This window comes from Saccharomonospora sp. CUA-673 (assembly GCF_001942305.1).
Taxonomy (GTDB): domain Bacteria; phylum Actinomycetota; class Actinomycetes; order Mycobacteriales; family Pseudonocardiaceae; genus Prauserella.
Window position 1 is genome coordinate 48,213 of record NZ_MKKE01000002.1, and the last position, 25,994, is coordinate 74,206.

Annotated in this window: 20 protein-coding genes, 1 pseudogene and 1 riboswitch; of the genes and pseudogenes, 8 read left to right on the forward strand and 13 right to left on the reverse strand. The window is 71.6% G+C overall.

Annotated elements, in window-relative coordinates:
- Nucleotides 1-177: 177 nt before the first annotated feature.
- Nucleotides 178-1,107, reverse strand: coding sequence for an AEC family transporter (locus BJF85_RS01150; protein ID WP_075845379.1), 930 nt, complete (start codon nucleotides 1,105-1,107; stop codon nucleotides 178-180).
- Between the two features lie 379 nt (nucleotides 1,108-1,486).
- On the opposite strand from BJF85_RS01150, the gene BJF85_RS01155 reads away from it, so the two are divergent.
- On the forward strand, nucleotides 1,487-1,744 hold the full coding sequence (locus BJF85_RS01155) for a hypothetical protein (protein WP_255375300.1): 258 nt from the start codon (nucleotides 1,487-1,489) through the stop codon (nucleotides 1,742-1,744).
- Here the strand turns inward: BJF85_RS01155 and BJF85_RS01160 are convergent.
- A complete protein-coding gene (locus BJF85_RS01160; protein WP_075845446.1) occupies nucleotides 1,716-2,609 on the reverse strand; it encodes a universal stress protein in 894 nt (297 codons plus the stop codon). The two genes, BJF85_RS01155 and BJF85_RS01160, sit on opposite strands and share 29 nt — an antisense overlap.
- A gap of 193 nt (nucleotides 2,610-2,802) precedes the next feature.
- Between BJF85_RS01160 and BJF85_RS01165 the strand changes: the two genes are divergently transcribed.
- The gene (locus BJF85_RS01165) at nucleotides 2,803-5,022 is read left to right on the forward strand and encodes a molybdopterin-dependent oxidoreductase (protein WP_222844407.1); all 2,220 of its coding nucleotides are present in this window, start codon (nucleotides 2,803-2,805) and stop codon (nucleotides 5,020-5,022) included.
- A gap of 252 nt (nucleotides 5,023-5,274) precedes the next feature.
- Nucleotides 5,275-6,546: a YeeE/YedE family protein gene (locus BJF85_RS01170; protein ID WP_075845381.1), complete on the forward strand. Its 1,272-nt coding sequence runs from the start codon at nucleotides 5,275-5,277 to the stop codon at nucleotides 6,544-6,546.
- 209 nt (nucleotides 6,547-6,755) lie between these two features.
- Here BJF85_RS01170 and BJF85_RS01175 read toward each other — a convergent pair whose 3' ends face one another.
- The 5 genes from BJF85_RS01175 to BJF85_RS01190 all read right to left on the reverse strand — a co-directional run bounded on the left by BJF85_RS01175 (nucleotide 6,756) and on the right by BJF85_RS01190 (nucleotide 11,006).
- Nucleotides 6,756-7,004 (reverse strand): hypothetical protein, encoded by a 249-nt coding sequence (locus tag BJF85_RS01175; protein ID WP_075845382.1) that lies wholly within the window; start codon nucleotides 7,002-7,004, stop codon nucleotides 6,756-6,758.
- A gap of 61 nt (nucleotides 7,005-7,065) precedes the next feature.
- Nucleotides 7,066-7,272: a hypothetical protein gene (locus tag BJF85_RS01180; protein WP_075845383.1), complete on the reverse strand. Its 207-nt coding sequence runs from the start codon at nucleotides 7,270-7,272 to the stop codon at nucleotides 7,066-7,068.
- A gap of 144 nt (nucleotides 7,273-7,416) precedes the next feature.
- Nucleotides 7,417-9,087, reverse strand: a complete 1,671-nt coding sequence (locus BJF85_RS01185; protein ID WP_255375301.1) for a hypothetical protein — start codon at nucleotides 9,085-9,087, stop codon at nucleotides 7,417-7,419.
- A gap of 60 nt (nucleotides 9,088-9,147) precedes the next feature.
- Nucleotides 9,148-9,327: a hypothetical protein gene (locus BJF85_RS29355; RefSeq protein WP_255375302.1), complete on the reverse strand. Its 180-nt coding sequence runs from the start codon at nucleotides 9,325-9,327 to the stop codon at nucleotides 9,148-9,150.
- On the reverse strand, nucleotides 9,324-11,006 hold the full coding sequence (locus BJF85_RS01190; RefSeq protein ID WP_255375303.1) for a selenium-binding family protein: 1,683 nt from the start codon (nucleotides 11,004-11,006) through the stop codon (nucleotides 9,324-9,326). The genes BJF85_RS29355 and BJF85_RS01190 overlap by 4 nt, the downstream gene beginning before the upstream one ends.
- Before the next feature lie 520 nt (nucleotides 11,007-11,526).
- Here BJF85_RS01190 and BJF85_RS01195 point away from each other — a divergent pair.
- Nucleotides 11,527-12,675: a peptidoglycan-binding protein gene (locus BJF85_RS01195; RefSeq protein ID WP_075845384.1), complete on the forward strand. Its 1,149-nt coding sequence runs from the start codon at nucleotides 11,527-11,529 to the stop codon at nucleotides 12,673-12,675.
- Here the strand turns inward: BJF85_RS01195 and BJF85_RS01200 are convergent.
- The 3 genes from BJF85_RS01200 to BJF85_RS01210 all read right to left on the reverse strand — a co-directional run bounded on the left by BJF85_RS01200 (nucleotide 12,566) and on the right by BJF85_RS01210 (nucleotide 16,676).
- Entirely contained in the window at nucleotides 12,566-13,945 is a 1,380-nt protein-coding gene (locus BJF85_RS01200) for an MFS transporter (protein ID WP_083665823.1), read from the reverse strand. The two genes, BJF85_RS01195 and BJF85_RS01200, sit on opposite strands and share 110 nt — an antisense overlap.
- A gap of 86 nt (nucleotides 13,946-14,031) precedes the next feature.
- Nucleotides 14,032-15,639, reverse strand: coding sequence for an FAD-dependent monooxygenase (locus BJF85_RS01205; protein WP_255375304.1), 1,608 nt, complete (start codon nucleotides 15,637-15,639; stop codon nucleotides 14,032-14,034).
- A 44-nt stretch (nucleotides 15,640-15,683) separates the two neighbouring features.
- Nucleotides 15,684-16,676: an MBL fold metallo-hydrolase gene (locus tag BJF85_RS01210; protein ID WP_255375305.1), complete on the reverse strand. Its 993-nt coding sequence runs from the start codon at nucleotides 16,674-16,676 to the stop codon at nucleotides 15,684-15,686.
- 362 nt (nucleotides 16,677-17,038) lie between these two features.
- Here BJF85_RS01210 and BJF85_RS29360 point away from each other — a divergent pair.
- Nucleotides 17,039-17,779: pseudogene (locus BJF85_RS29360) on the forward strand (lysozyme); the annotation flags it as partial.
- Nucleotides 17,780-18,343: 564 nt separating this feature from the next.
- Here the strand turns inward: BJF85_RS29360 and BJF85_RS01220 are convergent.
- Complete coding sequence (locus BJF85_RS01220; RefSeq protein ID WP_158056733.1) at nucleotides 18,344-19,429, reverse strand: PucR family transcriptional regulator; 1,086 nt, start codon at nucleotides 19,427-19,429, stop codon at nucleotides 18,344-18,346.
- Between the two features lie 212 nt (nucleotides 19,430-19,641).
- Between BJF85_RS01220 and BJF85_RS01225 the strand changes: the two genes are divergently transcribed.
- From BJF85_RS01225 to BJF85_RS01230, 3 genes are read left to right on the forward strand one after another with little or no spacing between them, the layout of a single operon-like run.
- Nucleotides 19,642-20,718: a cytosine permease gene (locus tag BJF85_RS01225; RefSeq protein ID WP_222844408.1), complete on the forward strand. Its 1,077-nt coding sequence runs from the start codon at nucleotides 19,642-19,644 to the stop codon at nucleotides 20,716-20,718.
- The gene (locus BJF85_RS28630) at nucleotides 20,679-20,957 is read left to right on the forward strand and encodes a hypothetical protein (protein WP_222844409.1); all 279 of its coding nucleotides are present in this window, start codon (nucleotides 20,679-20,681) and stop codon (nucleotides 20,955-20,957) included. The genes BJF85_RS01225 and BJF85_RS28630 overlap by 40 nt, the downstream gene beginning before the upstream one ends.
- Before the next feature lie 2 nt (nucleotides 20,958-20,959).
- On the forward strand, nucleotides 20,960-22,492 hold the full coding sequence (locus BJF85_RS01230) for an amidohydrolase family protein (RefSeq protein ID WP_075845387.1): 1,533 nt from the start codon (nucleotides 20,960-20,962) through the stop codon (nucleotides 22,490-22,492).
- A 19-nt stretch (nucleotides 22,493-22,511) separates the two neighbouring features.
- Here the strand turns inward: BJF85_RS01230 and metE are convergent, their stop codons facing one another.
- Complete coding sequence (gene metE / locus BJF85_RS01235) at nucleotides 22,512-24,791, reverse strand: 5-methyltetrahydropteroyltriglutamate--homocysteine S-methyltransferase (protein ID WP_075845388.1); 2,280 nt, start codon at nucleotides 24,789-24,791, stop codon at nucleotides 22,512-22,514.
- A 169-nt stretch (nucleotides 24,792-24,960) separates the two neighbouring features.
- A riboswitch (cobalamin riboswitch) is annotated at nucleotides 24,961-25,111 on the reverse strand.
- Between the two features lie 176 nt (nucleotides 25,112-25,287).
- Nucleotides 25,288-25,851, reverse strand: coding sequence for a TetR/AcrR family transcriptional regulator (locus BJF85_RS01240; protein WP_255375306.1), 564 nt, complete (start codon nucleotides 25,849-25,851; stop codon nucleotides 25,288-25,290).
- Nucleotides 25,852-25,994: the final 143 nt, after the last annotated feature.

The following is a 25,994-nucleotide window of genomic DNA, read 5'->3' on the forward strand; positions in this document are numbered from 1 at the left end:
CTCGTTGGGCCCCGTGTTCCTGTGCCTCGCGTCGCACTCCGCGCTGTGCCCCACGCTTGCAGAGTGTGTGTTGCAGGCCGAGTATTCCCTTCTACCACGGCGGCGCGCTTCCGGCGTCTCGAACGCGGCGGCCGCCGCAGGTCCACGCCGGACTGCGCCACTCACTCGGGTTCAGGTTCACCCCAGTAGCGCAACGATGCCGACGAGCACGGGCAGTGCGAGCACGGTCGAGGCGAGTCCGGCATCGCGCGCCAGTTGCACGCCCTGGTCGAACCGCACCGCGTAGCCGAAGACGTTCTGCGCGGTCGGCAGCGCGGCGCAGACGACGGCGGCCAACAACGCGTGTTCGTCGGCGCCGATCGCCATCGCGAGCCCCCATGCGAGCAACGGGTGCACGAACGTCTTCAACCCGACCACGGTGATCAACGACGGCCGCAGGTCCCGGTCCTTGCCCGGCAGGGTCGAGGCGTGCAGCGAGATGCCGAACGCGAGCAGCATGGCGGGCACGGCCAGGTTGCCGATCAGGTCAACGGGGTCCATCACCGCCGTCGGCGGCAGGAAGCCGGTCGCCGAGCAGACGATGCCGGCCGCGCTCGCCAACGCGAGGGGGTTGCGCACGGGCGCGCTGAACGCGCGGAGCCAGTTGGGCTTGCCGCCCCCAGCCCGCTCGGACTGCACGTCGAGCACGGAGGTGAACACCGGGGTCAGCACGGCCAACTGGAACAGCAGCACCGGCGCGACCTCGGCGGCGCCGCCGAGCACGTACGTCGCGATCGGGATGCCCAGGTTGCCGGCGTTGACGTAGCCGCTGGCCATCGAGCCGACGGTGACCTCACCCGCGGGTCTGCGCCGCGCGAGGCCGATGGGCAGGTACAGCAGGCACACGACGGTGCTCGTGACGGCCGTGACCAGCAGGGCGGCGGAGAACACGGCGCTGACGTCGGTGCGGGCGAGGGTGCCGAACAGCAGGGCCGGGCTGCCGACGAAGAACGCCGTCCGCGACAGCACCTGCATCGCCGACGGGCCCAGCGCACCGGTCCGGCCGAGGCCGTAGCCGACCGCGACGACGAAGCCGATGACCAGGAATCCCTCGACAACCCCGTTCATGCGACAGTCACGTCCACCCACCCTATGCCTGTGACTCATGTCACAGACTCACGGGTAGCCGTGTTGTCGTCCACTGTGGACACGCCGGTACCGGTGACGTTCGACGAAAAGCCACGCAAACGGACGGCGGTCCGGTCTATCCCTCCCCGCGCGAGGCGGTTACTCCACGCCCCGTTCGGGTGTAGTTTGCCGGCGGGGAACGTGCAGATCGAGCGCCGTACATGTCCGCCTGCGTGGAGCGGACCCGGCGGTACGAACCGGACTCGCAGGGGTTGTCCGGTAGTCGCACCGTCGGCACCGGCGTTCGGCTTCCGAGGGAGAAGCGCGCGAAGGGAGTCCTGTGGTGGAGGCTACCGGCCGAGTCGGCGTCGGAGATCGGGTGACGTATCTGCCCGGGACGGGGTCACGTTCCGGGACACAACGATCCGGCACGGCGTCGTCGACGGCGCCGCGACGATGCGTTCAGGGCCGGGTCGTCGCCCCGCCGGTCGCCGATCCCTACGCCGCCGTCGTGTGGGTTCCCACCCGGCCCGACGGCGCCGCCGACGACGTGGAGCCGACGTGGGTGCGGCACGACCGCCTCGTCGAGATCGCGCACCCGAACGCCGTCAGTGGTGTGGAGGACGCACGACCATGACGGGGCAACCCGCGTGGTGGATCACCGTCTGACTGGTCGAGCCCAGCAGCATCCCGCGGAAACCGCCGCGGCCCCGCGTGCCGACGACCAGCAGTCGCGCATCCCGGGAGCGTTCGAGCAGGTGCTGCCGCGGACGTCCCGGCACGACGACCCGCTCGACCTCGACGTCGGGGTAGCGCTCGGTCCAACCGGCGAGCGCCTCGGCCAGGACGACCTCCTCGGTCTCCGCCTGGGCCGAGTCGGCCGATCCACCGGGGACGTTCCAGTCGTGTTCGACGTCCGACCACGCGTGCACCGCCACGAGTCGCGCGCCCAGCACGGACGCCTCGCGGAACGCCATGCCCACGGCCGAGACGCTCACGCCGCTGCCGTCGATGCCGACCACGACCGGGCCGGAGCCGGAGATGCCGTCGTCCGTCCCGCCGCGCACGACGACCACCGGGCACTGCGCGTGCGCGGCCAACGACACCGACGTCGAACCGACCAGCATGCCGGCGAACCCGCCGCGGCCGGACTTGCCGACCACCAACACGCCCGCTGTCTCGGATTCCTGCACCAGCATCGGCACCGAGCCCTGCAGCGGCATGGCCGTCTCGATGTCCAGCTCCGGGGCGCGGCCGCGCGCGAGCTGCTCGGCGTCGACGAGGAACTGCCTGCCCTCGTCCTCCATCGCCCGGTAGACGTCGGGGCTGACCGGTAGATCGCCGCCGTAGAAGCCCTGGACGTAGGTGAACGCGTGCACGATGCGCAGCGGGCGGTTGCCGCTGGCGGCCAGATCGGCCGCCCAGCGCACCGCCTGCGTCGCCGATTCCGAGCCGTCGGTGCCGACGACGACCGGCCCGTCTCGCAGACTCTCGAGCTCCACGGTGTGCTCCCTCCTGATCACTGGTGGCCTGATCACTCCGGACTGCCAGATTGCCACGTCGACGGCCCGATTACCGTGGTGCCCGTGACGGTCGACGAACATTCCGAGCAGCTGAACCGCACGCGCACGACGTTCCACTGGGGCCGTTACGACGTGCTGACCTCCGGCGGAGAGGTCGTCGACGTGCGCCCCGATGCCGACGACCCCGACCCGTCGCCGATCGGCGCGGGCGTGCCGAGGCCGACCGGGCGCGTACCGCATCACCCGTCCGATGGTCCGCGAGGGCTGGCTGACCGGCACCGGCACCAGGGGCACCGACCGGTTCGTGGCCGTCAGCTGGGAACGCGCCCTGGACCTGGCCGCGGCCGAGATCGACCGCGTCCGCACGCGGCACGGCAACGCCGCCATCTACGGCGGCTCGTACGGCTGGGGCAGCGCCGGCCGGTTCCACCATGCGCAGAGCCAGATACACCGGTTCCTGGCCATGGCGGGGGGATACACGGCGACGGTCAACACCTACAGCCAGGCGGCCATGGAGGTCGTCCTCCCGCACATCATCGGTGGCAGTCCGCGCAGCATCGAGCAGCGCGGCCCGTCCTGGCCCGAGATCACCGAGCACGCCGGGCTGGTCGTGTCGTTCGGCGGGCTCGCGGCGAAGAACGCCCAGATGGTGCCGGGCGGGCCGAGCCGGCACACGCAGACGACGTGGCAGCGCGCCGCCGCCGAGGCCGGGGTGCGGTTCGTCAACGTCTCCCCCGTCCGCACCGACGCCGCATCGGACCTCGACGCGCGCTGGCTGCCGATCCGGCCGGCGACCGACACGGCGTTGATGCTGGGCCTGTGCCACGTGCTGCTGTCCGAGGGTCTCGCCGACGTCGACGTGGCGCGGCGCTGCTGCGTCGGGTTCGACGAGTTCCGCGACTACGTCCTCGGGGCCTCGGACTCCTCGGACGGCCGCGCCAAGGATGCGGAGTGGGCGGCCGCGATCACCGACGTGCCCGCCGACGACATCCGCGCCCTCGCCCGCGACATCGCCGCGCACCGCACGGTGATCAACCTCGCGTGGTCGATCCAGCGGCAGGAGCACGGCGAACAGCCGTACTGGGCAGGCATCGCGCTGGCGGTGCTGTCCGGCTCGTTCGGCCGTCCCGGCGGAGGTCCCGTCGCCGGCCTCGGTATCGCCGAGCTCGGCGTGCGCGGGCACTGGAGCATCGCCGCGCTGCCGCAGCCGGCCAACCCGGTGACCACCGCCCTGCCGGTTGCCCGGATCGCCGACGTCCTCCTGTCGCCGGGCGAGACGATCGACTACAACGGCACCCGCGTGACCTACCCCGACATCCGCCTGGTGTATTGGGCGGGCGGCAACCCGTTCCACCACCACCAGGACCTCGCGCGCCTCGAAAAGGCCTGGCAACGCCCGGACACGGTGATCGTCAACGAGTCGTGGTGGAACGCCACCGCGCGCCGCGCCGACATCGTCTTCCCCGTCGCCACCCCGCTCGAACGCGAGGACCTCGCGCTCGGCTCGTCCGACACGACCATCACCGCGATGCAGCGCGCCGTCGCACCGCCGGCCGAGGTCCGCACCGACCACGGGGTGTTCACCGGGCTCGCCGAGCGGGTCGGGTTCGGCGGCCGGTTCACCGAGGGGCGGTCCGAACAGGACTGGGTCCGCGAGCTCTACGACCGCACCCGCGCCCGGGTCGCCGACGCGGGCGGGCGGCTGCCCACGTTCGACGAGTTCTGGGAACGCGGCTGGGCGGACCTGCCCGCCGCGGAGATGAGCCAGCGGGGCGGGGCGTTCGCCGCGCTGCGCGAGGATCCCGCCGCGCATCCCATCGACACGCCGTCGGGCCGGGTCGAGCTGGTCAGCGACACGGTGGCGGGGTTCGGCTATCCGGACTGCCCCGGAATGCCGACGTGGCTCGAACCGACCGAGTGGCTCGGGGCGCCGCTCGCGGCGCGGTACCCGCTCCACCTGGTGTCGAACCAGCCGCGCACCCGGCTGCACTCGCAGTACGACGGCGGCCGGGTCAGCCGGGACGCCAAGGTCGCCGGGCGCGAACCGATCGACCTGAATCCCGGCGATGCGGCCGCCCGCGGCATCGCCGACGGTGACGTGGTCCGGGTGCACAACGACCGTGGGGCGTGTCTCGCGGGCGCGCGCATCACCGACGCGGTGCGCCCCGGCGTCGTGGTGCTGGCGACGGGCGCCTGGTACGACCCGGACCCCGACGGGCTCGACCGGCACGGCAATCCGAACGTGCTCACCCGCGACACCGGCACGTCGCGGCTCGCCCAGGGCCCGACGTCCGGCACGACGCTCGTCGAGGTCGAACGGGCCGGCGGCCAACCGGAGCCGACCCGGGCGTTCCACCCACCCGAGATCGTCGAGTCCGAACCCGACACCTGACCGGGCGAGTATTCGACACCGTGAAAGGAAACGGCGCCCCGTCGCGTCGTCATCTCGCACGATCATTTCACCGTGGTTCCGAATAGTGGACGCACTTCTCCTGCGCACCATTCGCGCCGTACGCTGGACAACGGCGTATCACGAGCACGGCGTATCGGCGGCACCACCGCGATGCGCCGCGACTGCGGGTCACCAACACAGCGCACCCCGGGCGGGAACCCCATCCCCAGTCCCACTCATACAGGAGTATCCGTGTCCACCGACACATCCAACACCTCACCAGGGAAGTTCCTGACCACCTCACCGACGTCGTGTGCCGCGCCGGCGGTCGAGCCGGAGGAGCCGGTCCGCGTCGTCCCGCTCGTGCTCGCCGGCCTCGGCGCGGTCGCGCTCAGCTGGTACGTCTGGGCCGTGCACGGCGCGCAATTCGGCGCCCTGCTCGTCATCGGCCTGTTCCTCGGCGTCGCCCTGTTCCATTCGCGCTTCGGGTTCACCTCGGCGTGGCGGCAACTCGTCGCCGTCGGCAACGGCCAGGGTCTGCGAGCCCACACATTGTTGCTCGGCACCGCCGCGACCTTGATCGCACTGGTGATCGGAACCGGAACCGGACTTTTCGGCAACACGCCGGAGGCCAGTGCGGGGCCGATCGGACTCGCGTTGTTCGTCGGCGCGATGCTGTTCGCCATCGGTATGCAGCTCGGCGGCGCGTGCGCCTCGGGCACGCTGTTCGCCGTCGGCTCCGGCCAGTCGACGATCGTGCTGACACTGGGCGGTTTCATCGTCGGCTCGGTCATCTACACGTTCGCCTTCCCCGTGCTCAGCGGCTGGCCCGAGGTGCCCGGCGTACTGCTGTCCGAGCACGTCGGCTGGCTCGGGTCGTGGGCGGTGACGATCGGGATCCTGCTGCTGATCGTCCTGGCCACCCGCGTCGTGCAGGCCCGCCGCAACCCTCCGCCCACGGCCGCTCCGCCCAGCGCGAAGGGCATCGCCCGCGTCTTCCGCGGGTCGTGGCCGATGCTCGTCGGCGCCGTCGTGCTCGGCGTGCTGGCCGGTGCCGTGATGCTCGTGTCCGGCGGCATCTGGGGTGTCACCACGGCGTTCGCGCTGTGGGGCGCGAAGTTCCTGCAACTGATCGGCCTGCAGCCGGAGACGTGGGAGTTCTGGCAGCAGCCCGATTTCGCCCCGATGCTCGCCGGTTCGGTGTGGACGGAGAAGACCACGCTGACCAACGTCGGCATCATCCTCGGTGCCGCGGTGGCCGCCGCGACCGCCGGCGCGTGGAAGATCCACTCCGAGATCCCGTGGCGGACCGCCGTCGCGGCGATCCTCGGCGGGATCCTCATGGGCATCGGCGCCCGCCTCGCAGGCGGCTGCAACATCGGCGCCTACCTCGGCGGCATCTCCACCGGCAGCCTGCACGGCTGGCTGTGGGGCGCGTTCGCACTACTGGGCACCTGGGTGGGCCTGAAACTCCGTCCGCTGTTCGGCCTGGCGGTACCGAAACCCAGCGACAGTGCCTGCTGACGGTGGCCTTCTGACAGTGCCTGCTGACCGGGCTTGCTGACACGGCGGGCTGACCCGGCCCGCACAGGCACCCGACACAGCAGTGGGGCGTTCCGGATCGAATCCGGAACCGCCCCACTTGTGTCCCGCCCCGGCTCGGAGAGTGTGTGACGACCGTCCGAGGGCGACCGGGTCGCCGTGGGCGGGAAGCCCCTACCCCGCCCGGGCTGCTACCCCTCGAAGCTGGGCAGCAGCTTGCCGGGCACGTCGGCGACGGACTGGATCAGTCCGAGCACCGGCACGCCGAGCGGTGCGACCGTGTAGATGTTGTTGAGGTCGCTGGTGTCCGGCTCGTCCACGACGGGCACCTCGTCGGGCGACTCGGTGGCCGCCGCGGCCGTGCCGGCTCCCAGACCGGCGACCAGGAGCGCCCCGGCCAGGGTGGCGCCCACGACACCGCGGGCGATGGTCTTCTTCATGACGGGTATCCCTTTCGCTTGCCGTCCTTCACATCCGGGCGCGCGCACCGTGCGCGGGCCCTCATCCGGTGATCAGGCTGATCAGGCTGTACACCGGCGCCAGCGCCTCGGCCGGCAGATTCGCGATCGGCCCGACGAGGGCTCCCGCGTCGACGCCCGGCAGGAGCCAGTACGGTGCCTCCTCGGCGGACGCGACACCGGCGCCGATCACCCCGAAGCCCGCCACCGCGGCGGCGGTCGTGGCCACACGTGCCGTGATCCGCTTCATGTGCTCACCTCCCTCCCGGGTCTCGCTCGGTCAGCGGGCCGGTCACCGAGACGACCGTGCCCCGCTCGATCCAGTTGCCGGCGCCTTCGCCGACTCCCGACATGCCGGGCCCGTGCGCTTCGCCCGGCCCCATCGGCATGACCGTCACCTGCGCGGAGGCGTACATCCGGAGGTCAGAGGCCGCCCCGCCGTCCTCGCGGTCCTGCGCGGCGAGCCACTGGCGGTAGCCGCCGAGGGTGGGTTTCTGCCCACCGAAGCGCCCGCGAGCTCCACGACGTGCTCGACCGCGTTGGCGCCGCGCGGGTCGAAGTCGAGGGGCAGCGACGAGGAGGTCAGTCCGGTGACCACCGGGGTCGTCAACAGCCACGGCGCGAGGTGCACGCCGTAGAGGTACGTCGGCCCGTCGGCCTGTTCCTGCGCCGCCTGCCGCACCCGGGTCTGGGCCTCGCTCCAGCCCGACAGGACCACGAGCGCCGCCTCCTCCGCCGGTTCGTCGCGGACGGGCAGTCCGACCTCGCGGGCCTCGTCGCGCACGGCCGCGGCGGCCTGCGCGCTGCGCGGCGAGGCGTCGTCGGCGAGGACGAGCGCCGGGACCTCCCGGTCCGCGAGATAGCCGACGAGGGCCCGCACCGCCCGTTCGTCGCGGTCGGTGAGTTCCTGTGACGGGCACGACCGCAGGACGTCGCGGGCGCCGGAGATCCGGCCGCCGAGCGCCGCCGTCGCGCACTCCGGTCCGTCCACACCGGACGACCCGGCGGGAGCCGTCCGGTCGGTGCCGGTGTCGACCTCGACGGCGGTCTCCTCGACGCCGCCGGTCCGCTCGTTGCCGCTCCGGAGCACGACCTGGGAGCGCCCCTCGGGCAGCTCGACCTCGGCCCACGTTCCGGGCGCGCCGCGCCGGCCCCCGGCCGGGACGAACCGTCCACCGTCAGCGCCCTCGACACCGACCGAGATCTCGTCGCCGGCGGAGGCGGGCAGGTGCACCAGGTTGGTGCCGGGGCGGTTGGGGCTGATCAGCACCGGTGTCGACCCGCCTGCGATGCCCGCCTCGGCGAGCACCGGGACGCCGGGGATCGGCAGTTCCTGGGGTTCGGCCATCGCCGGGGTCGCGGTCCAGGCGACGAACGCCGCCGCGACGCCGATCGCCGCGAACCGGTTGCCGGGACGGAATCCCCGCTCCCGCCGGGCCGCCACGACCAGCACCGTGGCCGCCACGGGCAGCACCACCGCGGCCGACACGGCCACGCCGAGCCCGGTCGTCACCAGCCGGCGGTCCGGGCCGAGCCCGGACAGCGCGAGCGCCACGACACCGGCGACGGTCAGCACGACGCCGAGCGCGGTCATCAGGCCACCGGGCCGGACGGTCTCGCCGCGCCAGGTCCCGGTGGACACGGCGACGACGACGCCGAACCACGTCGCGGCCGCGGTCACCACCACGAGGTCCAGCATGAGTTCGAGGCCGGAGCGCCCGGCCGCGGTCTCCACGACCAGCAACACCAGCAGCGCGCCGGAGGGCCACACGCACACCCGCGCGTGGGCCGCGGTGGCCACCACCGCGACGCTCAGCACCGCGTGGAGCACCCCGCCCACCACGTTCACGTCGAGCGCCACGACCGAGACGAGGGCCAGCACGGCCGACACCGCGCCGGCGCCGCCGACGACGATCCGCGCACGCCGGGTCAGTGCGCCGCCCAGCGGCCGCAGCAGTCCGGCACCGGCGACGACCACCGTGGCCAGCAGCAGCGCCAGCCGGATGGCGAGGGTCAGCCCGTCGACGGCCGACGAGCCGGTGAGCGTGTGTGTTCCGTGGTCCATGACCCACCCAGGGAGGAAAGGCGGGCCGGTCGCCGCGGCGACCCGGCCCGCGTCGACGGGCTATTCCTTGACGTCCTCGTCCGCGATGACGAACAGCTCGGAGTGCGGTTTCGCATTGCCGAAGTCGCCGTGCGGCCAGGACTTGCGGTTGAAGTTGACGCCGACCTGCCCGGTGAACTCGTCCCGGAACTGCTCGTCCACCGAGATGTCGCCGTCCTTGCCGAGGTCCAACATCGTCACCTTGTGGTCACCGTCCAACCCGGACCGTGCGACGAAGTAGTTCGACACGGCGATCCGCTCGGGCTGTTCGGTCGGCTTGTACAGACCGTCGGTGTCCTGGGTGAAGTTGTCGTAGGCACCCCAGTGCGGACCGGCACCCGGTGTTCCCGGGTTGATCGGCGCCGCACCGGCACCGTGGGGCAGTCCGCCTCGGAACCGCCGTGCTCGGACTCCTCCCGCGTGTCGATGGAGCACTGCGGGTCGCCGCCCGAGGCGAGCAGCTTCTGGATGTCCAGCACGTACACACCACCCGTCGTGCCCGGATCGTCCGGACCCAACGTGCCCTTCTGCCGGCCGGTCACCGCGTGGTACAGGAAGCGGTCGTCGGGGCTGGTCTGCAACCAGCCGCCGTTGGAACTCGAGCCGATCCGGTCGTTGCCGTCGTGGATCTCGGCCGCGGCCGTCCCGTCGTCGAACACCTGCCGCCAGCTCGGCTCCTCCGCGGTGATGTCGGGCGTGTAGAAGATCGCACCGCCCTGCATGGTCTGCGCGAACGCGCCCTTGTTCTCCGGCTTGTTCGTCACGGTCGTCTCCATGACCGCCCGGCTCTCGGCGTACAGCGGGTCCGCGAAATCGGCCCGCGGACCGTCCGGCAGGTACGAGACCGCCTTGAGCTTCGGGTTGTCGAGATCGGAGATGTCCCACGTGCGCACCGTCGGCCTGCGCAGGTACGGCGAGGGTTGTTTGACCGGGTCGAGGATGATGTTGCGCGGTTCGGCGTAGTCGCTCGTGACCATCGTGTCGAGGTCCTCGCGCGCCTGGATGCCGTGCGGGTTGGCGCACGTCGGTTTCCCGAGGGTCGGCAGGTTCTCGCACAGCTTCTCGTTGTCGCCCTGCGGCGTCGCCGCCGAGGTCTGCGAGAGCACCTGGCCGTTCTCGTCGAACCGCATCACCGCGCCCGGACTGCCCGCGAACCCGTTGCTGGTGACCGTCTGGCCGTTCTCGTAGGTGTGCGGACCGGGTGCGATCGGCCCACCCATGTACGTGCCGTACGCCGTGCCGTCCGACAGGGTCCAGTACGCGTCCGGCACCGAGCCGCCCGGCGTCTGCGTCGGCAGGCTGACGCCCTTGAGCTTGAGCTCCGGCAACGCGGAGACGTCGAACGCGTAGGTGGCGGCCGTGAACAGCGCCCCCGCGTAGATCGTGTCGCCCTTGTTCCACACGTACTGCATGTGGTGGGGCTCGTTCTTCACGAGCGGGCCCACGGTGGCGGTGTTGACGACCTGACCGTACGACTCCGAGCCCTCGGTCGCGTCGATCACGGCGAGGAAGTCCGGTCCGGGCAGGGCGTTGCGCGCCTTGTCCAGCCCACCCGCGACCGTGCCCGGCAGGTCCTTGATGTCACCCACGGCCGTGTCGGCGATGTTCTCGTCGCCGGCCCAGACCAACAGCCACTTCTTACGGTCGGCTCCGCCGTCCCCGCCCGCTCTGGCCTCGGTGGACTTCTGCACCAGGTCGGGAACCATGTGGTTCTTGACCCAGTAGTTCTTGCCGTCGGCACCCTCCTTCTGGTCGACGAGTACCTCGACGTCGGCGTAGGCCGGTGTGTTCGACCCGGCCGAGGTCACGCTGGCCGCCGCGATCACGGCAGCGGCCGCGCACAGGGAGAGCCGGCGCCACACTGGCGATGTGACTTTCATCTTCACTCCGATGTCTGGACGCGGTTATTCCACGCGTCGGCTCCGGTGAGGTCGGGAATTCGCGATCCCGGAATTTGTTGCAGTGGTTTATTCAGCAGGCGTATCTGAAACGGAAACCCCCGCCGCCCCGGCGTTCGGCTGACGATGGGCCGCACGTGAAGCGACGGTGAAACAACATGGGAGAGATATTCGCGTCCGCCACGATCGAGTGTCAAACCCTGCCCAAGGATTAAGACTCCAACCATTGGGTGGCACATCCTGAAACAAATTACGGGAATTCATTTCAATCCAAGAAAAGTGCATTCCGGGAGCCGGATGTCACGGCCGGTGATTCTCGCGGCCGTGACCCCGCTCTCCCGTGCGGCATCCGGGTGACTCTCACCGGCGGCTGTGACGTCCCCCATGTGGACCACAACGTCGGGTCCGAACCTCGTCCGGCCCCGTCGTTGGTCGCTACTCACGTCCGCATCGGCCGCTTAGCGTCGCCGTGGGGTACACCGGACGAAAGGAATCAACCACCATGAACCAGGATCACGCGCGCGCGGGCGTCTCGCGCCGCAAGCTGCTCGCGGGCACCGCGGCCGGCATCGGCGCCACGGCGGTCGGGCTGACGCTCGGCACCGGATCGGCCACCGCGAGCTCGCTCATGAACGGCCTCTGGGCCAACCCCGCCCAGGGCTACTTCCCCAACGGCGGTCACTACGGCGCTCCCCGCGGCAGCGCCTCGCACGCCGGTCAGGACATCACCGGCCCCACCGGCACGGCCATCTACGCCGCCCGCGGGGGCACCGTCCAGGCGACCGGCTCGAACCTGATCACCGGCCGTACCGGAACCGGGATCATCCTGCGCCACGCCAACAACACCTACACCTACTACGGTCACCTCAGCCGGGTCCGGGTCTCGCGCGGCGACCGGGTCGAGACCGGCAACTGGATCGGCGACATGGGCGCGACCGGCAACGTCACCGGCCCGCACCTGCACTTCGAGATCCACACCGGCAGCCTCGGCTCCACCACGAACCCGGTGCCGTACATGCGGAACCGGGGCGTCGACCTCGGCGGCGGCTGGCTGACCCTCGACCCGGGCGCGTCCGGTTCCTCCGTGCGGGTCGTCCAGCGTCTGCTCAACAGCCGCGGCGGCGACCTCCAGGTCGACGGCGACTTCGGCTCGGTCACCACCCAGGCCGTGCGCTCGCACCAGAACGGCGCCGACCTGGTCGTCGACGGGCAGGTCGGCCCGAAGACCTGGCCGACGCTGATCCGCACCGTCGACTCCAACTCCCCCGTCGGCCACGGCGTGCGCTCGGCGCAGGAGGCCCTCAACCGGCGCGGCGACGGCCTGCGGGTCGACGGCGACTTCGGCTCGGTCACCAGGTCGGCGGTCGAGACGTTCCAGCGGGTCAACCAGCTCGTCGTCGACGGCGAGTGCGGCCCGATCACCTGGCGCGCTGATGTGCTGATCACCCACCGCAGACACTGGGGTCTGGGGCCCGAACATCCGGGGGTCCGGCCGGCAGCATTCCCCTGCCGGCCGGACCCTCGTTCCACGAGATCTGCACTCAGCTCCGCGGGGTCTGCGCGGGCTCGGCCTCGGACACCCCGAGGTCGGTGCCCTTGGGGTCGTCGACCATGGTCACGGCCACGCCGGAGATCACGGCGAGCAGCATGATGTACAGCCCCACCGAACCGCCCCAGCCGGTGCCCTGCACCAACAGTTCGGCGATGGTCGGCGCGAACGCCCCGCCGAGGATCGCACCGAACGCGTACCCGATCGACACCCCGGAGTAGCGCACGTTGACCGGGAACATCTCGGCGTACAGGGCCGACATCGGACCGTAGGAGAAGCCGAGTCCGAGCCCCAGCACGACGATGCCCGCGCCGAAGGCCACGATGTTGCCGGTGTCGACGAGCAGGAACATCGGCAGCATCCACACGAACATGAACGCGTACCCGAGCTGGAACGTGCGTACCCGTCCGATGTGGTCGGACAGCATCCCGCCCCACATCGTGGAGGCCAGCCAGCCGAACGAGGCGAGCACGATCACCGTCAGCACGGCCGAGCGTTCGAGCCCGAGCACGTTCGTGCCGTAGGTGAGGAAGTAGGCGATGACGAGGTAACCGGCCGCGTTGTTGCCCACGAAGATCAGCGCGGTGAGCACGACCTCCCGCTTGTTGCGCCGCAGCAGGTCCTTCAGCGGCGCCGAGGACTCCTTCCTGCGTTGCAGCATCTCCTGGAACACCGGGCTCTCCTCGACGGCCCGGCGGATCAGGTAGCCGACGACGACGAGCACGATCGAGAACAGGAACGGCACCCGCCAGCCCCATGCCTCGAACTGTTCCGGGGTCAGGACGGCGGTGAGCAGCCACAGCATGCCGGTGGCCATGATCAGTCCGATGGGGACGCCGACCTGCGGGTAGGCTCCGAACACGCCGCGTTTGCCGACGGGGGCGTGCTCGACCGACATCAGCGCCGCGCCGCCCCATTCGCCACCGGCCGAGAAGCCCTGCAGGATGCGCAGCAGCATCAGCAGCAGCGGCGCCGCCACGCCGATGTCGGTGTAGGTCGGCAGCAGACCGATGAGGGTGGTCGCGCCGCCCATCGTGACGAGGGTCAGCACCAGCATTTTCTTGCGGCCCAGCCGGTCGCCGAAGCGGCCCGCGACGATCGCGCCCAGCGGACGGAACAGGAAACTGATGCCGATGGTGGCCAGCGAGATGACCGTGGCCAGCCCCGGCGAGTCGTTGCTGAGCGGGGCGAAGAACAGCGGCGCCAGCACCAGACTCGCCGCCTGGGCGTAGATGAAGAAGTCGTACCACTCGATCGACGTGCCCGCGAGCGTGCTGGCGAGCACCTTCCGCTCGCCGGGGGTCCGTTTCGGACGGCCGGACCGCGTGGTCGCGGGTGGGCGCGCGGGCTGGGGTGGGGACTGCGGTTCCATGCGAACTCCGTTGTTCGAACCGGACCGGGCGCAGGGTGCGAACCCGGTGTGCTGTGCGGCGCCGCCCGCGGATGCGGGCGGGGAGGTCAGGGCGGCACGGGTGCGGCGAGTCCGGCACTCGCCCGCCGGAGCACCGCCTCGACCGCGGCCGGATCGCCGGCGACGCCCGCAATGTGCGCGTCGGGGCGCACCACCCACCACTCCCCCTCGCGGGCGCCCAGTACCGCGGCGGCCGGGTCGACCTCGGCCAGCGGAACGATGCGCAGCGGCGCCGCGGTCGGCGGGTCGGGGATCCCGGCCGCACCCTCCGGCGCGAGCAGGAGGAACCCGTCGCGCGCCAGCTCGCGCAGCCGGGCACGGCCGGGCAGCGACCCGCTGGGCAGGGGCACGTCCGGTACGAGGACCCCCGGTCCGGGCGCGGGCGCCTGCCCGCGGGGTGGACGCCGGCCGGGAGCAGGACGGGTCGGGTCCACAGTGGTCAGCGGCGAGTCGCCGTACCAGAACGGTTCGGCGAGCCGGCCGGAGTCGACCTGCTCGCGCAGCCGAGCGTCGGTGGCAGCGCCGCCGAGCACCGTGCGCCGTCGCCGGCGCTGCCGCTCGTCGTGAGGCACCAGGAAATCCATCGTCGCCGCCGTGACGGCCAGGTTCTCGAGTGCGGCCGCGTGCCGCTCGTGGTGGTAGCTCTCGAGCAGCTCGTCGCCCGCCCACCCGCGCAACACCCACGCGAGCTTCCAGGCGGCGTTCTCCGCGTCGGCGACCCCGGAGTTGAGGCCGCGGGCCCCGAACGGCGCGTACAGGTGCGCGCAGTCCCCGGCGAGCAGCACGCGGCCGCTCCGCATCCGGTCGGCCACCCGGGAATGGAAGCGGTACACCGACATCCAGACGATCTCGTAGTCGGTGTCGCCGATAATGGCGCGGATCCGCTCGTCGAGGGCACCGGATGCCTGCTCCGCGGTGACGTCGTAGTCACCGGGCACCTGCCAGTCGATCCGGAACACCCCGTCGGGGCACGGATGGATCAGCACCTGCCGGCCGGGATTCCAGGACGGGTCGAAGTAGGACCGGCGCTCCCGGGCCCAGCCGCGGAGCTCCGCGCGGATGTCGCAGATCAGGAACCGGTCGTCGAACGAGCGCCCCGCGAACGTCACGCCCAGTGCCGCGCGAAGCGACTCGGCTCGCGCGCCCGCGCACACCACCACGTAGGCGGCCTCGACCCGGGTGCCGTCGCCGCAGGTGAGCGTCACACCGTGGCCGTGCTCGTCGATGCCGGTGACGTCGTGGGCCCAGCGGACGTCGATGAGCGGTTGGCCGGCGATGCACTCGTCGAGGATCTCCTCCACCCGCGCCTGGGAGATGTTGACGAACGGGGGGAACGCCGAGCCGCCCGAGCCGGCCGGACCGGCGGCGAGCTCGTGCGCGAACAGCTCGCTGTCGCGGTGGAAGGTGCGCGCGGTGCGCCAGGTGAGGCCCTCGTCCGCGATGCGGCGTCCGGCGGCGACCGACTCCCAGATGTCGAGCACGTCGCGTTGTTGGCAGATGGCTTTGGATCCGGCGCGGTCCCGTTCGGCTCGCGCATCCAGCAGCATGACGGGCACGCCCCAGCGCGCCAGCAACAACGCCGCCGTCTGGCCGACGGGTCCGTTGCCGACCACCGCGACCCCGTGGTCGGCAACCCTCTCGCCCAGGTGTCCCACAGTGCCTCCTTCGGCTGCCCGTCCGGCCGCCTTCCCCGATCCGCTCAGGATTGGAGTTGGGCCCAGACCTCCCGATCCCGTTCGGCCGTCCAGATCACGGGGCGTTCCACTCCGGACAGTTCGTCCCAGAGGCGGGAGACGTCGAACGGCAGGCAGTGCTCGAAGATGGGCCACCGCCCGTAGCGCGGTTCGAGGGCCGCGTGCGCGCGGTCGAAGGCGTCCTTCAGGGTGCCGCCCGCCTCGTGCACGGCCCCGACCTCGCGGATCAGGACGGCGAGGAAGTCGCGGGTCTGCTCGATCGCGGCCGTCACCGCGGCGCGTCCCCGGGTCGCGGCACCGCGACCGCCGACGAGCACCTCGGCCTCGTACGCCGCCACGCGGTCCAACGTGCTCGAGGCCCACTCCCGGTGGAAGGCGTCCCCGGTGTAGAGCGCGGCCTCCGATTCGACGAGGTCCCCGGCGTACAGGATCCGCTGCTTCGGCAACCACGCGACGAGATCGCCCTCGGTGTGCCCGCGTCCGCAGTACTCGAGCACGAGGTCGCCGCGGTCGCCGCCGAGGTCGATGGTCAACCGGTCGGAGAAGGTGAGGGTGGGCCAGGTCAGACCGGGCACCGACTCGGCACCCGTGGCCAGTCGCGGCATCCGCGCGAACTCGCTCGCCCAGTCCTGCTCGCCGCGCTCGGCCACCAGCGCGCGGGTGTTCTCGTGCGCGACGACGACGTCGGCGTCGAACGCCGATGCCCCGAGGACCCGGACGGCGTGGTAGTGCGAGAGCACGAGATAACGCACGGGTTTGTCGGTGTGCTCGCGCAGGCGGCGCAACCAGCCACGTGCCGCCACCGGGGTCGCCATGGCCTCGAAGCAGACCAGGAAGTCCTCGCCCTCGACGGCCCCGACGTTGGGGTCGCCCTCGGCCGTCAGCGCGTACACGCCGTCGGCGAGCACCTCCAGCGTCTGTTCCTTGTCGTCCAGATCGGCCGACGACGCGAAAGCCTTCCGGGCCGCGTTCTGCCCGGCCACGTTCTGTTGGGCCACACTGCCCTCCAGGTCCAGCGAGGTGATAAACGCCTTGACTACCTGTGCGGAGTCGAGCGTAATGCGCCCGCGATGGGTTGGGAAGAGCCCGAATCCACCGCCGACGCGGCCGAGGGCACCGCCGATCATCACCTCGTAGACGTCACCTCAGCGGGTGACTTACCCAGCTCGGGACGACTCCCCCGCCCACCTGACCTGGGTAAACAACGTCCGTCACACGTGTCACACAAGACCCACCTGTTTACAGCCGCCCCATGCGCACCGATCCTGTGATGGCTTGTGCTGATCAGGGTGTGGCCGTGCTCGCCGCAACCCGACCGAGGCGCGTGCGGCCGGGCCGCTCGCGACATGGGAGGAACACGATGCCGGCGACCGGCCTGCGCTCCGCGACGCGAACCGCCGTCGCACTGGCCGCACTGGCGGCCGTCCTACTGGGATCGATGGCACTGCTCGGCGCGTCACGCGCCGAGGCCAAGCCCGCCGGAGTGCCCGGCATCGACGTGTCCGGATGGCAGGAGAACGTCGACTGGCAGGAGGCGTGGGACACCGGAGCCCGCTTCGCCTACGTCAAGGCCACCGAGGGCACCGGCTTCACCAACTCGTACTTCGCCCAGCAGTACAACGGCGCCTACGACGCCGGACTGATCCGCGGGGCGTACCACTTCGCCCGGCCCGATGTCGGCGGTGGTGCGGCGCAGGCCGATTACTTCGCCGACAACGGCGGCGGTTGGACCGCGGACGGCAAGACCCTGCCTCCGTTGCTCGACGTCGAGTACAACCCCAACGGCGAGGCCTGCTACAACCGCTCCCAGGGCGAGATGCGCCAGTGGATCCGCGACTTCTCCGAGCGCCTCCACGACCGCACCGGCCGCTGGCCGATGATCTACACGACCACCGACTGGTGGAAGACCTGCACCGGCAACAGTGCCGAGTTCGCCGACGACCATCCCCTGTTCATCGCGCGCTACTCCGACAGTGTCGGCGAGCTCCCCGCCGGTTGGGGCTCGTACACGATCTGGCAGTACGCCGACTCTGGTCCGATGCCCGGCGACCAGAACACCTTCAACGGCTCGATGGACCAGCTCCGCGCGCTCGCCCTCGGCGACGCCGCCCGTGAGCCGGAGCCCGAGCCCAGCCCGGAACCGTCCCCCGAGCCGGAACCCGAGCCGAGTCCCGAACCGGAGCCCAGCCCGGAGCCCGAGCCTTCCCCGGAGCCCGAGCCGGAGCCCTCTCCCGAGCCGGAGCCCAGCCCGGAGCCTGCCCCGGATGCCGATGACCAGCGCGACGACGCCACGGAGCAGTCCGCACCGGACGCCACCGAGCCGGAGTCCTCGGAGCCGGAATCCTCGGAGGCGCGCCCCGAGTCCAACTCGGACATGGCTCGGTCCGATCTGGACGATGACGCCGCGGGCGGCATGATGAACGCCGGTGCCGACGACCCGACCGTCGGCGGCGGCACCGATCAGCAGGCCGCTGATCAACAGGCTGCGACGGACCAGCCGGCGAAGGAGGCCGGTGCGTCCGAGTACGGCGAACTCGCGGCCACCGGCACCGACCAGGACCTGGCGCGCACGGCCGTGTTCGCGGCAGCGATGGTCGTCCTCGGCCTGATCGTGCTGACCCTCACCCGCGCCCCGGCGCGACGCTGACGCGCCCGGACTGCCCGTTCACCGGACGGGCAGTCCGGCTCCGTCGGCCGGCACGGGCACCTCGCTCAGGGGCGTGTCGGGCAATGCCAACGCCAACGCGGCCAGGTCGAGCGGCACCACCGGATCCTTGCCCGTGAGCCCGCGCACGCGCGCGAGCCGTTTGCGGACGGTGTTGGGATGCACGTACATGGTGCGTGCGCACGCGGCCACGGAGCCGTCGCAGTCGATCAGCACGCGCAACGTCTCGACCAGGCAGCCGTGGTGCGCCCGGTCGTAGCGCGCCAGCGGTTCGTGCAGCCGTTGCCGGAACAGCCGCAGATACCCGCCGGGCAGGCACTGCGCCAACGCCTCGATCGACACCAGCTCGGCCGCGGTCGCCGGGGAGCCGCGGCGGATCGCCAGGTCCAAGGCGGACAGTGCGTGCTCGATGAGCAACGGCAGATCCTCGACGGCGCCGACACCGCTCATGCCGTAGGTTCCGCGGTCCGGTCGCGGGCGCGCGCCCGCGCGGTGCACCACGACGAGCCGTTCGTCGACGGCGCCGGCGAAGGTGTCCTCGGCCGAGTCGAGCGTGTCCGCCGCATCGCCGGCGGACGAGGCCAGCACGGCGAGCTCCCCGGCGCCGGCCAACCCCGGCGCGCGTTCGGCCAGCACGTCGGGGCGCGCCCGGCCCCGACGGATCAGGTCGAGCAGATGCCCGTTGGCGGTCCGTTCCCGATGCGCGACCCGTTCGCGGGCGAGGCGTTCGGTGAAGTGGACGAAGGGCACGGTCGGCGGGATCTCGAACACGGGTGTTCCGGTGTCGTTGGCGCAGCGGACGAGTTCGTCCGGCGCCGACTCGTGCACCACCCCCACCGCGTAGCCGATCGCGGCGGGCCGGGCGGGCGCCAACGCGCGCACGAACTCCGCGCACGCGGCGGCGTCGGCCAACGACAGTCCGGTCACCAGGACGAGCTCCTCCCCGCGCAGGTACGGCGAGGGATCGATGAGATCGGTCGCCTGCGCCCACCGGACCGATCGGTCCAGTCCCACAGGTCGGCCCACGAGGCGCAGCCCCTCGGCCCATCCGAGCACGTCCAACACCCGGATCCGAGGGGTCTCCACGGAATCAGCGGCACACATGGCGGGCAACGCTAGAGCCGGTACGTAACCGCCACGTTGCGGTTGCTGACGGCCGTGTTGCGCGGCGGTGTGCGATCCGACACCGACCCGGGCCCCGCCGGGCACGGTCGTCCACATCTGGGCCGCAGGCATGGAAACACCGCAGGTCGGTGCGTTAGATCGGGGAATCGACCCCGTCCCCAGCGAGGTGCCCCATGCCGCGATCCACCGCCGTAGAAAGCCCCGCAGCCGATGACCCGGCGGTCACGGTCGTCGACCGCGACTACCCGCTGAGCCGGGTTCCCGTCAGCGGGCGCAAGGGCGTCGCGTCGCTGGCCGTCGTCATCGCCGGGTTCGGGTTCTTCACCCCGACGATGGCCACGGGCGGCCAGGTCGCGGCGGAGTTCTCGTTCGGCGCGTTCCTCGGACTCGCGGTGGTGTCGGCACTCGTCCTCGCCGGGTACATCGCGACGCTCGGACTGGCGGGTGCCCGCACCGGGCTCACCACCGTGTTGTTGTCACGCCTCGCGCTGGGTCGCATCGGCGGCCGGTGGGCGTCCGTGCTGCTCGGCGGCACGCAGGTCGGCTGGTACGGCATCACGATCGGCCTGCTGGCGACGCTGGTCGGCGGTGCGCTGGGCCTGTCGGTGACGTGGCCGCTGGTCGTCGTCGGCGGCGTCGCGATGGCGGTCACCGCCTACACCGGGTTCCGCGGCATCGAACTGCTGTCGTGGCTGTCGGTGCCGCTCATGACCGCGCTGTGCATCTGGGTGGCGGTGTCGGCGACGTCCGAGGCAGGCGGCTGGGACGGCCTGCTCGCCCATTCCGGGACCGGCGCGATGAGCATCGGCACCGCGTTGACCCTCATGATCGGCACGTTCATCAGCGGCGGCACCCAGATCGGCAACTGGACCCGATTCGCCGCGGGCGGGCGGATGATGTTCGCCATCACCGCCGCCACCATCCTCACCGTCCAGTTCGGACTGTTCTTCTTCGGCGGACTCGGCGCGATCGGCTACGGCGAACCGGACTTCTCCGCCGTCCTGCTCACGCTCGGCTCCACCGGACTGGCCGTGCTGCTGATCGTCACGAACCTGTGGACCACCAACGACAACGCCGCCTACGCCTTCGGTGTCGCCGGCGCCGAGCTCGCCGGTAAACCGGACAAGCGGCCGTTCGTGGTCGGCGGCGTCGTGGTCGGCATCGTCATGGCGCTGACCGGTATCGCGACGCGCTCACCGCGTTCCTCACCATGCTCGGCGTGCTCATCCCGCCGTTGGGTGGTGTGCTGATCGGCATGTTCCTGCTCGTGTGGCGGCGCCGCGACCCCGGCACCCCGCTCGAGGACGTGCCCGCCGTGCTGTGGCCGGGCACGATCGCCTACCTGGGCGGCACGGCCGCCGCGCTCGTCGGTTCGCTGTTCGACATCGGCATCCCGCCGGTGCAGGGCATCGCCGTCGCGCTGGCGCTCGTCCTGGCCGCCCACCTCCGCACCACCCGCACCGCCGGCACGACCCCGAAGGAGAACTGACCGTGGCCCTCGTCATCCGCGACGCCGACGTCATCACCATGGACGACGACACCGGGTCCACCCCGGTGCGGCGCACGATCCGGATCTCCGACGGCGTCGTCACCGCGATCGCCGCCGACGCCGAGGACGTGCCGGTCGCCGACGGCGACACCGTGCTGGACGGCCGCGACCGGCTCGTCTGCCCGGGATTCGTCAACGCGCACACGCACTCGTGGGAGTACCTGGCCAAGGGCCGGTACGACAACCTGCCGCTCGAACTGTGGATGCTGTACTCGTATCCGATCCTCGGCGCGGCGCCCCTGCCGCCGGACCTGGTGCGGCTGCGCAGCAGCCTGTTCGCCGTCGAATCGCTCCGGTCGGGCACCACGACGCTCGTCGACGACGTGCTCGAGACGCCCGGCCAGGACTTCGACCAGCTCGACGCCGTGTTCGACGCCTACGACGAGGTCGGCATCCGCGCGAACATCTCGGGCCACATCATCAACCGCCCGTTCGTCGACACGCTCCCCTACGTCTCGTCCTGGCTGCCCGCCGACCTGCTCGACGAGGTCCGCACCCTGCCTGTGCCCACGACGAAGGAGTACCTCGACTTCAGCGCCGAGGCGTTCGACCGGTACGCCGGCCGCGGCGGCGGCCGGCTGCACTACATGGTCGCCCCCTCCGGTCCGCAGCGCTGCACCGACGACCTGCTGGCAGGCGCCACCGAACTCGCCGTGGCGAACGGCGCCGAATGCCACATCCACGTGCTGGAGACCAAGACCCAGGCCGTCACAGGACGGGAGTTCTACAACGCGACGCTCGTCGAGCATCTGCGCCGCATCGACGCCCTGTCGGCCAACACCACGCTCGCGCACGGGGTCTGGACCACCGACTCCGACGTCGAGCTGCTCGCCGAGGCCGGCACGTGCGTCGCGCACAATCCGGTCTCCAACCTCAAACTCGGCTCCGGGATCGCCCCGTGGCGGCGCTACCACGACGCGGGCGTGCCGCTCGGGCTCGGCTCCGACGGGTGCTCCAGCAGCGACACGCCGCGCCTGCACGACGTCATCAAGGCGGCCGCCCTGCTGCACAAGGTCACCGATCCCGACCACGAGACGTGGCCGACCGTCGACGAGGTCCTCCACGCCGCCACGCGCGGCGGCGCCCGCACGGCGCAGCTGCAGACCGACGTCGGCACGCTCGAGGTCGGCAAGCAGGCCGACCTGCTCGTCTACGACCTCACCAGCCTCGCGTTCACCCCCCGCAACCGGACCGAGCTGCAGCTCGTGTACTCCGAGAACGGCGAGTCGCTCCGGCAGGTCGTCGTCGCGGGCGAGATCGTCGTCGACGAGGGCCGGGTCACCACGGTGGACGAGAGCGCCCTGCTCGCCGAGCTCCGCGAACGGCTGCCCGAGATCCAGGCCGGGCAGGACCGCGTCGAGGCGCGCAACGCGGCGTTCCACGCGACGTTCGACCGGATGCACCGCGACACCGCCGCCCAGGACGTCGGCGTGCACCGGTGGTCGGGTCCCCCGCCGGCCCCGCCCACGTCCTGAGCGGCGCGCGCCCGCCTGCTCAGCGCAGCGAGCGGCGGGCCGTCTGGGCACCCTCCACCATGGCGCGCAACGCCTCCTCGGTCTCGGCGTAGCCGCGGGTCTTGAGCCCGCAGTCGGGATTGACCCACAGCCTGCCGACGGGCACCGACTCCATCGCCTCGGCCAGCAACCGCGCGATCTCGGCAGCACCGGGCACCCGGGGCGAGTGGATGTCGTACACGCCGGGTCCGACGCCGCGGGCGAAACCGACCGCGGCGAGATCGTCGAGGACCTCCATGTGCGATCGTGCCGCCTCGATGCTCGTCACGTCGGCCTCGAGGGCCACGATCGCGTCGAGCACGTCGCCGAACTCGGCGTAGCACAGATGCGTGTGGATCTGCGTCACGTCGGCGACACCGGAGGTCGCGAGACGGAACGATTCGACGGCCCAGCACAGGTAGTCGCGGCGATCGCGTCGGCGCAGCGGCAACAGTTCCCGCAGCGCGGGCTCGTCGACCTGGATCACGCCGATCCCGGCCCGTTCCAGGTCCCGCACCTCGTCCCGCAGCGCCAGCGCCACCTGGGCCGCGGTGTCCGCAGCGGACTGGTCGTTGCGCACGAACGACCACGCCAGCATCGTCACCGGTCCGGTGAGCATGCCCTTCACGGGCTTGTCGGTGAGGCTCTGCCCGTAGCGGGCCCACTCCACCGTGAACGGCGCCGGTCGCGACACGTCGCCGAACAGGATCGGCGGCCGGACGCACCTCGAACCGTAGGACTGCACCCAGCCGTGCTCGGTCGTGGCGAACCCGTCGAGGTGCTCGGCGACGTACTGCACCATGTCGCCGCGCTCGGGTTCGCCGTGCACCAGCACGTCGAGCCCGACGTCCTCCTGGAGCCGGACGATGTCGCGGATCTCCTCGCGCATCCGCTCGCGATACTGCTCGGTGGACACGTCGCCCCGTCGCCACGCGGCCCGGGTCTTGCGCAGGTCGGCCGTCTGCGGGAACGACCCGACGGTCGTGGTCGGCAACGGCGGCAGCCGCAGCGCGTTGTCCTGCAGCCGGCGCCGTGTCTCGTAGTCGGGCCTGCGGATGTGCGCCGGCCGCACCATCTCCAGCCGTGCCCGCACCCGGTGGTTGTACGTCCTGCCGGTGACCGCGCGCGCGGCGCGCGAGGCCTCGAACGCGGCACCGACACTCGCCCGCCCGTTCGTCAGCGCGCGGCCCAGCGTGACGACCTCGCGCACCTTCTGCACCGCGAACGCCAGATGCGGCCGCACCTCCGGATCGAGCGACGGCTCGGCCTCGACGTCGTAGGGCACGTGCAGCAGCGAGCACGAGGTGCTCACGGCCACGTCCCGTGCCGACTCGCGCAGTGTCGTGACGGTGGTCAACGCGGCGTCCAGGTTGGTGCGCCACACGTTCCGTCCGTCGATCACGCCGGCCACGAGCGTCTTGTCCGCCAGCCCCGGCTGCTCCGCCACCCTGTCCACCGTGGACGGGCTGGACACCAGGTCGACCGCGAGGCCCTCGACGGGTGCCGCGGCGAGCACGTCGATCGCTCCGTCCAGGTCGCCGAAGTACCCGGCGACCAGAATGGACGGTCGGTTGCCGAGCTCACCCAGTGCGGCGTACGCGGTGCGCACCGCGTCCAGTTCGGACTCGGTGCGGTCGGCGGCCAACGCCGGTTCGTCGAACTGCACCCAGTCCGCGCCCGCGGCGTGCAGTTCCCGCAGCAGGCGCCGGTACGCAGGCAGCACGTCGGCCAACCGGTCCAGGGGGCGGAAGTCCTCCGGGGCGCCTGCAGCGGGTTTGGCCAGCAGCAGGAACGTGACGGGCCCGAGCAGCACCGGACGCGTCGGCACCCCGAGCGTGCTCGCCTCGAGGTAGTCGGTCACCGGCGTGTGATCGGCCAGGGTGAACTCGGTGTCGGGGCCGATCTCGGGCACGAGGTAGTGGTAGTTGGTGTCGAACCACTTCGTCAGCTCGAGCGGCGCGGTGCGCCCCGCTCCCCTGGCCATGGCGAAGTAGGTGTCCAACGGGCCGAGACCGAGCGCCCGGAAACGCGCGGGCACCGCACCGAGCATCGTCGCGGTGTCGAGGACGTGGTCGTAGTACGAGAACGTGTTGCCCGGGACCGAATCCAGTCCCGCGGCCGACAGTTCGCGCCACGTGCGGGCGCACAGTTCCCGGGCCACGGCGCGGAGTTCGGACTCCCCGGACGCCGCGGCCCAGTACTTCTCGAGGGCGCGTTTCAGTTCGCGGCGCGGGCCGATGCGGGGATATCCCAGAATGGTGGAACCGATGCTGCTGGTCATGCTCTCTCCTCGCGAGCTCTGGCGACACAGTCGCCGAGTACCTCGAGGGAGCTGCGCAGACGCGGACCGGCCGCATCCGTTGTCCGGGATGCGGTGACCGGCACCGTCCGTCAGGTCCTCCCGCGAGACCTCGGACTCGCGCACACCGGGCGGTGCACGCACCGGTGGCAGGTCTTCGGACTCGCGGGCGGTTCCGGCGCCGGGCCGGTCGTCCTACTGGCCGTCGCTTCCCGGACCGATGCCTGGTCCAGTGCTGTTGACGGCGTTCGTTCCCACTTACCGCTGCGGGGCAGTCCCGGATTCACACCGGGTTCCCTCTTGCCTCGCCGCCCGCACGCGCCCCGCCGTCGGGCGGATGCGTGGTGCGGACTGGCGAACCACCAGCGCCGTCCACGGTACCGCGGACCCTCCGGCGGGCGCCGAGAGCTTGCTCACGCTGTGCGATCGCCGCCGTTCGGAGCGAGCAGGGCCAGCGCCGACTGCACGGCGGGCTCGGTCATGTCGGCCAGGCTGCGGCCGTCCTCGACGGTGGTCGCGACCAGTTCGCGCATGCCGCCGACGAGGATGGTGGCGATCTCCCTGGACGCCCGCGGCCGGTCGCCGTGCCGGGCGGCCTCCTGGCCCAGGTCGTCGACCAACGCCAGAAAACCCTCCAGCAGCATCCGCTGCAGCTGCCGCGACTTCTCCCCGAGGCCGGGACGTCGCGGATCCAGGCGAGGATGATCCCCGGTTCGGCCTCGGCGTAGCGGAACCACGCCTCGACGGCGGCCCGCACCTGCTCGGGCCACGACGCGTCGCGATCCACGGCCGCCGACACCTGCCGGATCATCTCGGCCGTCTCCTCGGTCATCAGCACCAGGAAACACTCGTCACGGTCGGTGAAGTGCTGGTAGAAGGTCCGCCGCGAGGTCTGCGCGCGGCGGACGATGCCCGCGACCGTCGAGGTGCGGTAGCTGCCGTGCGCGATCTCCTCGGCCAGCCCCGCGAGCAGCCGACTGCGGAAGTCGCCGCGGGAGCGGGCGGGTGGCCGCGCGGCTGCCACGGTCTCGGTGTCGGTCACAGGCGTCCGGACTCCCCGATGGGTCGACATTGCTTGCCCGCCGATGGTACGCGGATGTACCGTTCCGCGCGGTACAGAGACGTACCACGCGGCAGAGGGTGTCGACCAGCGCGTCGGCACCTCGGGTTCTGGTGAACCCGGCC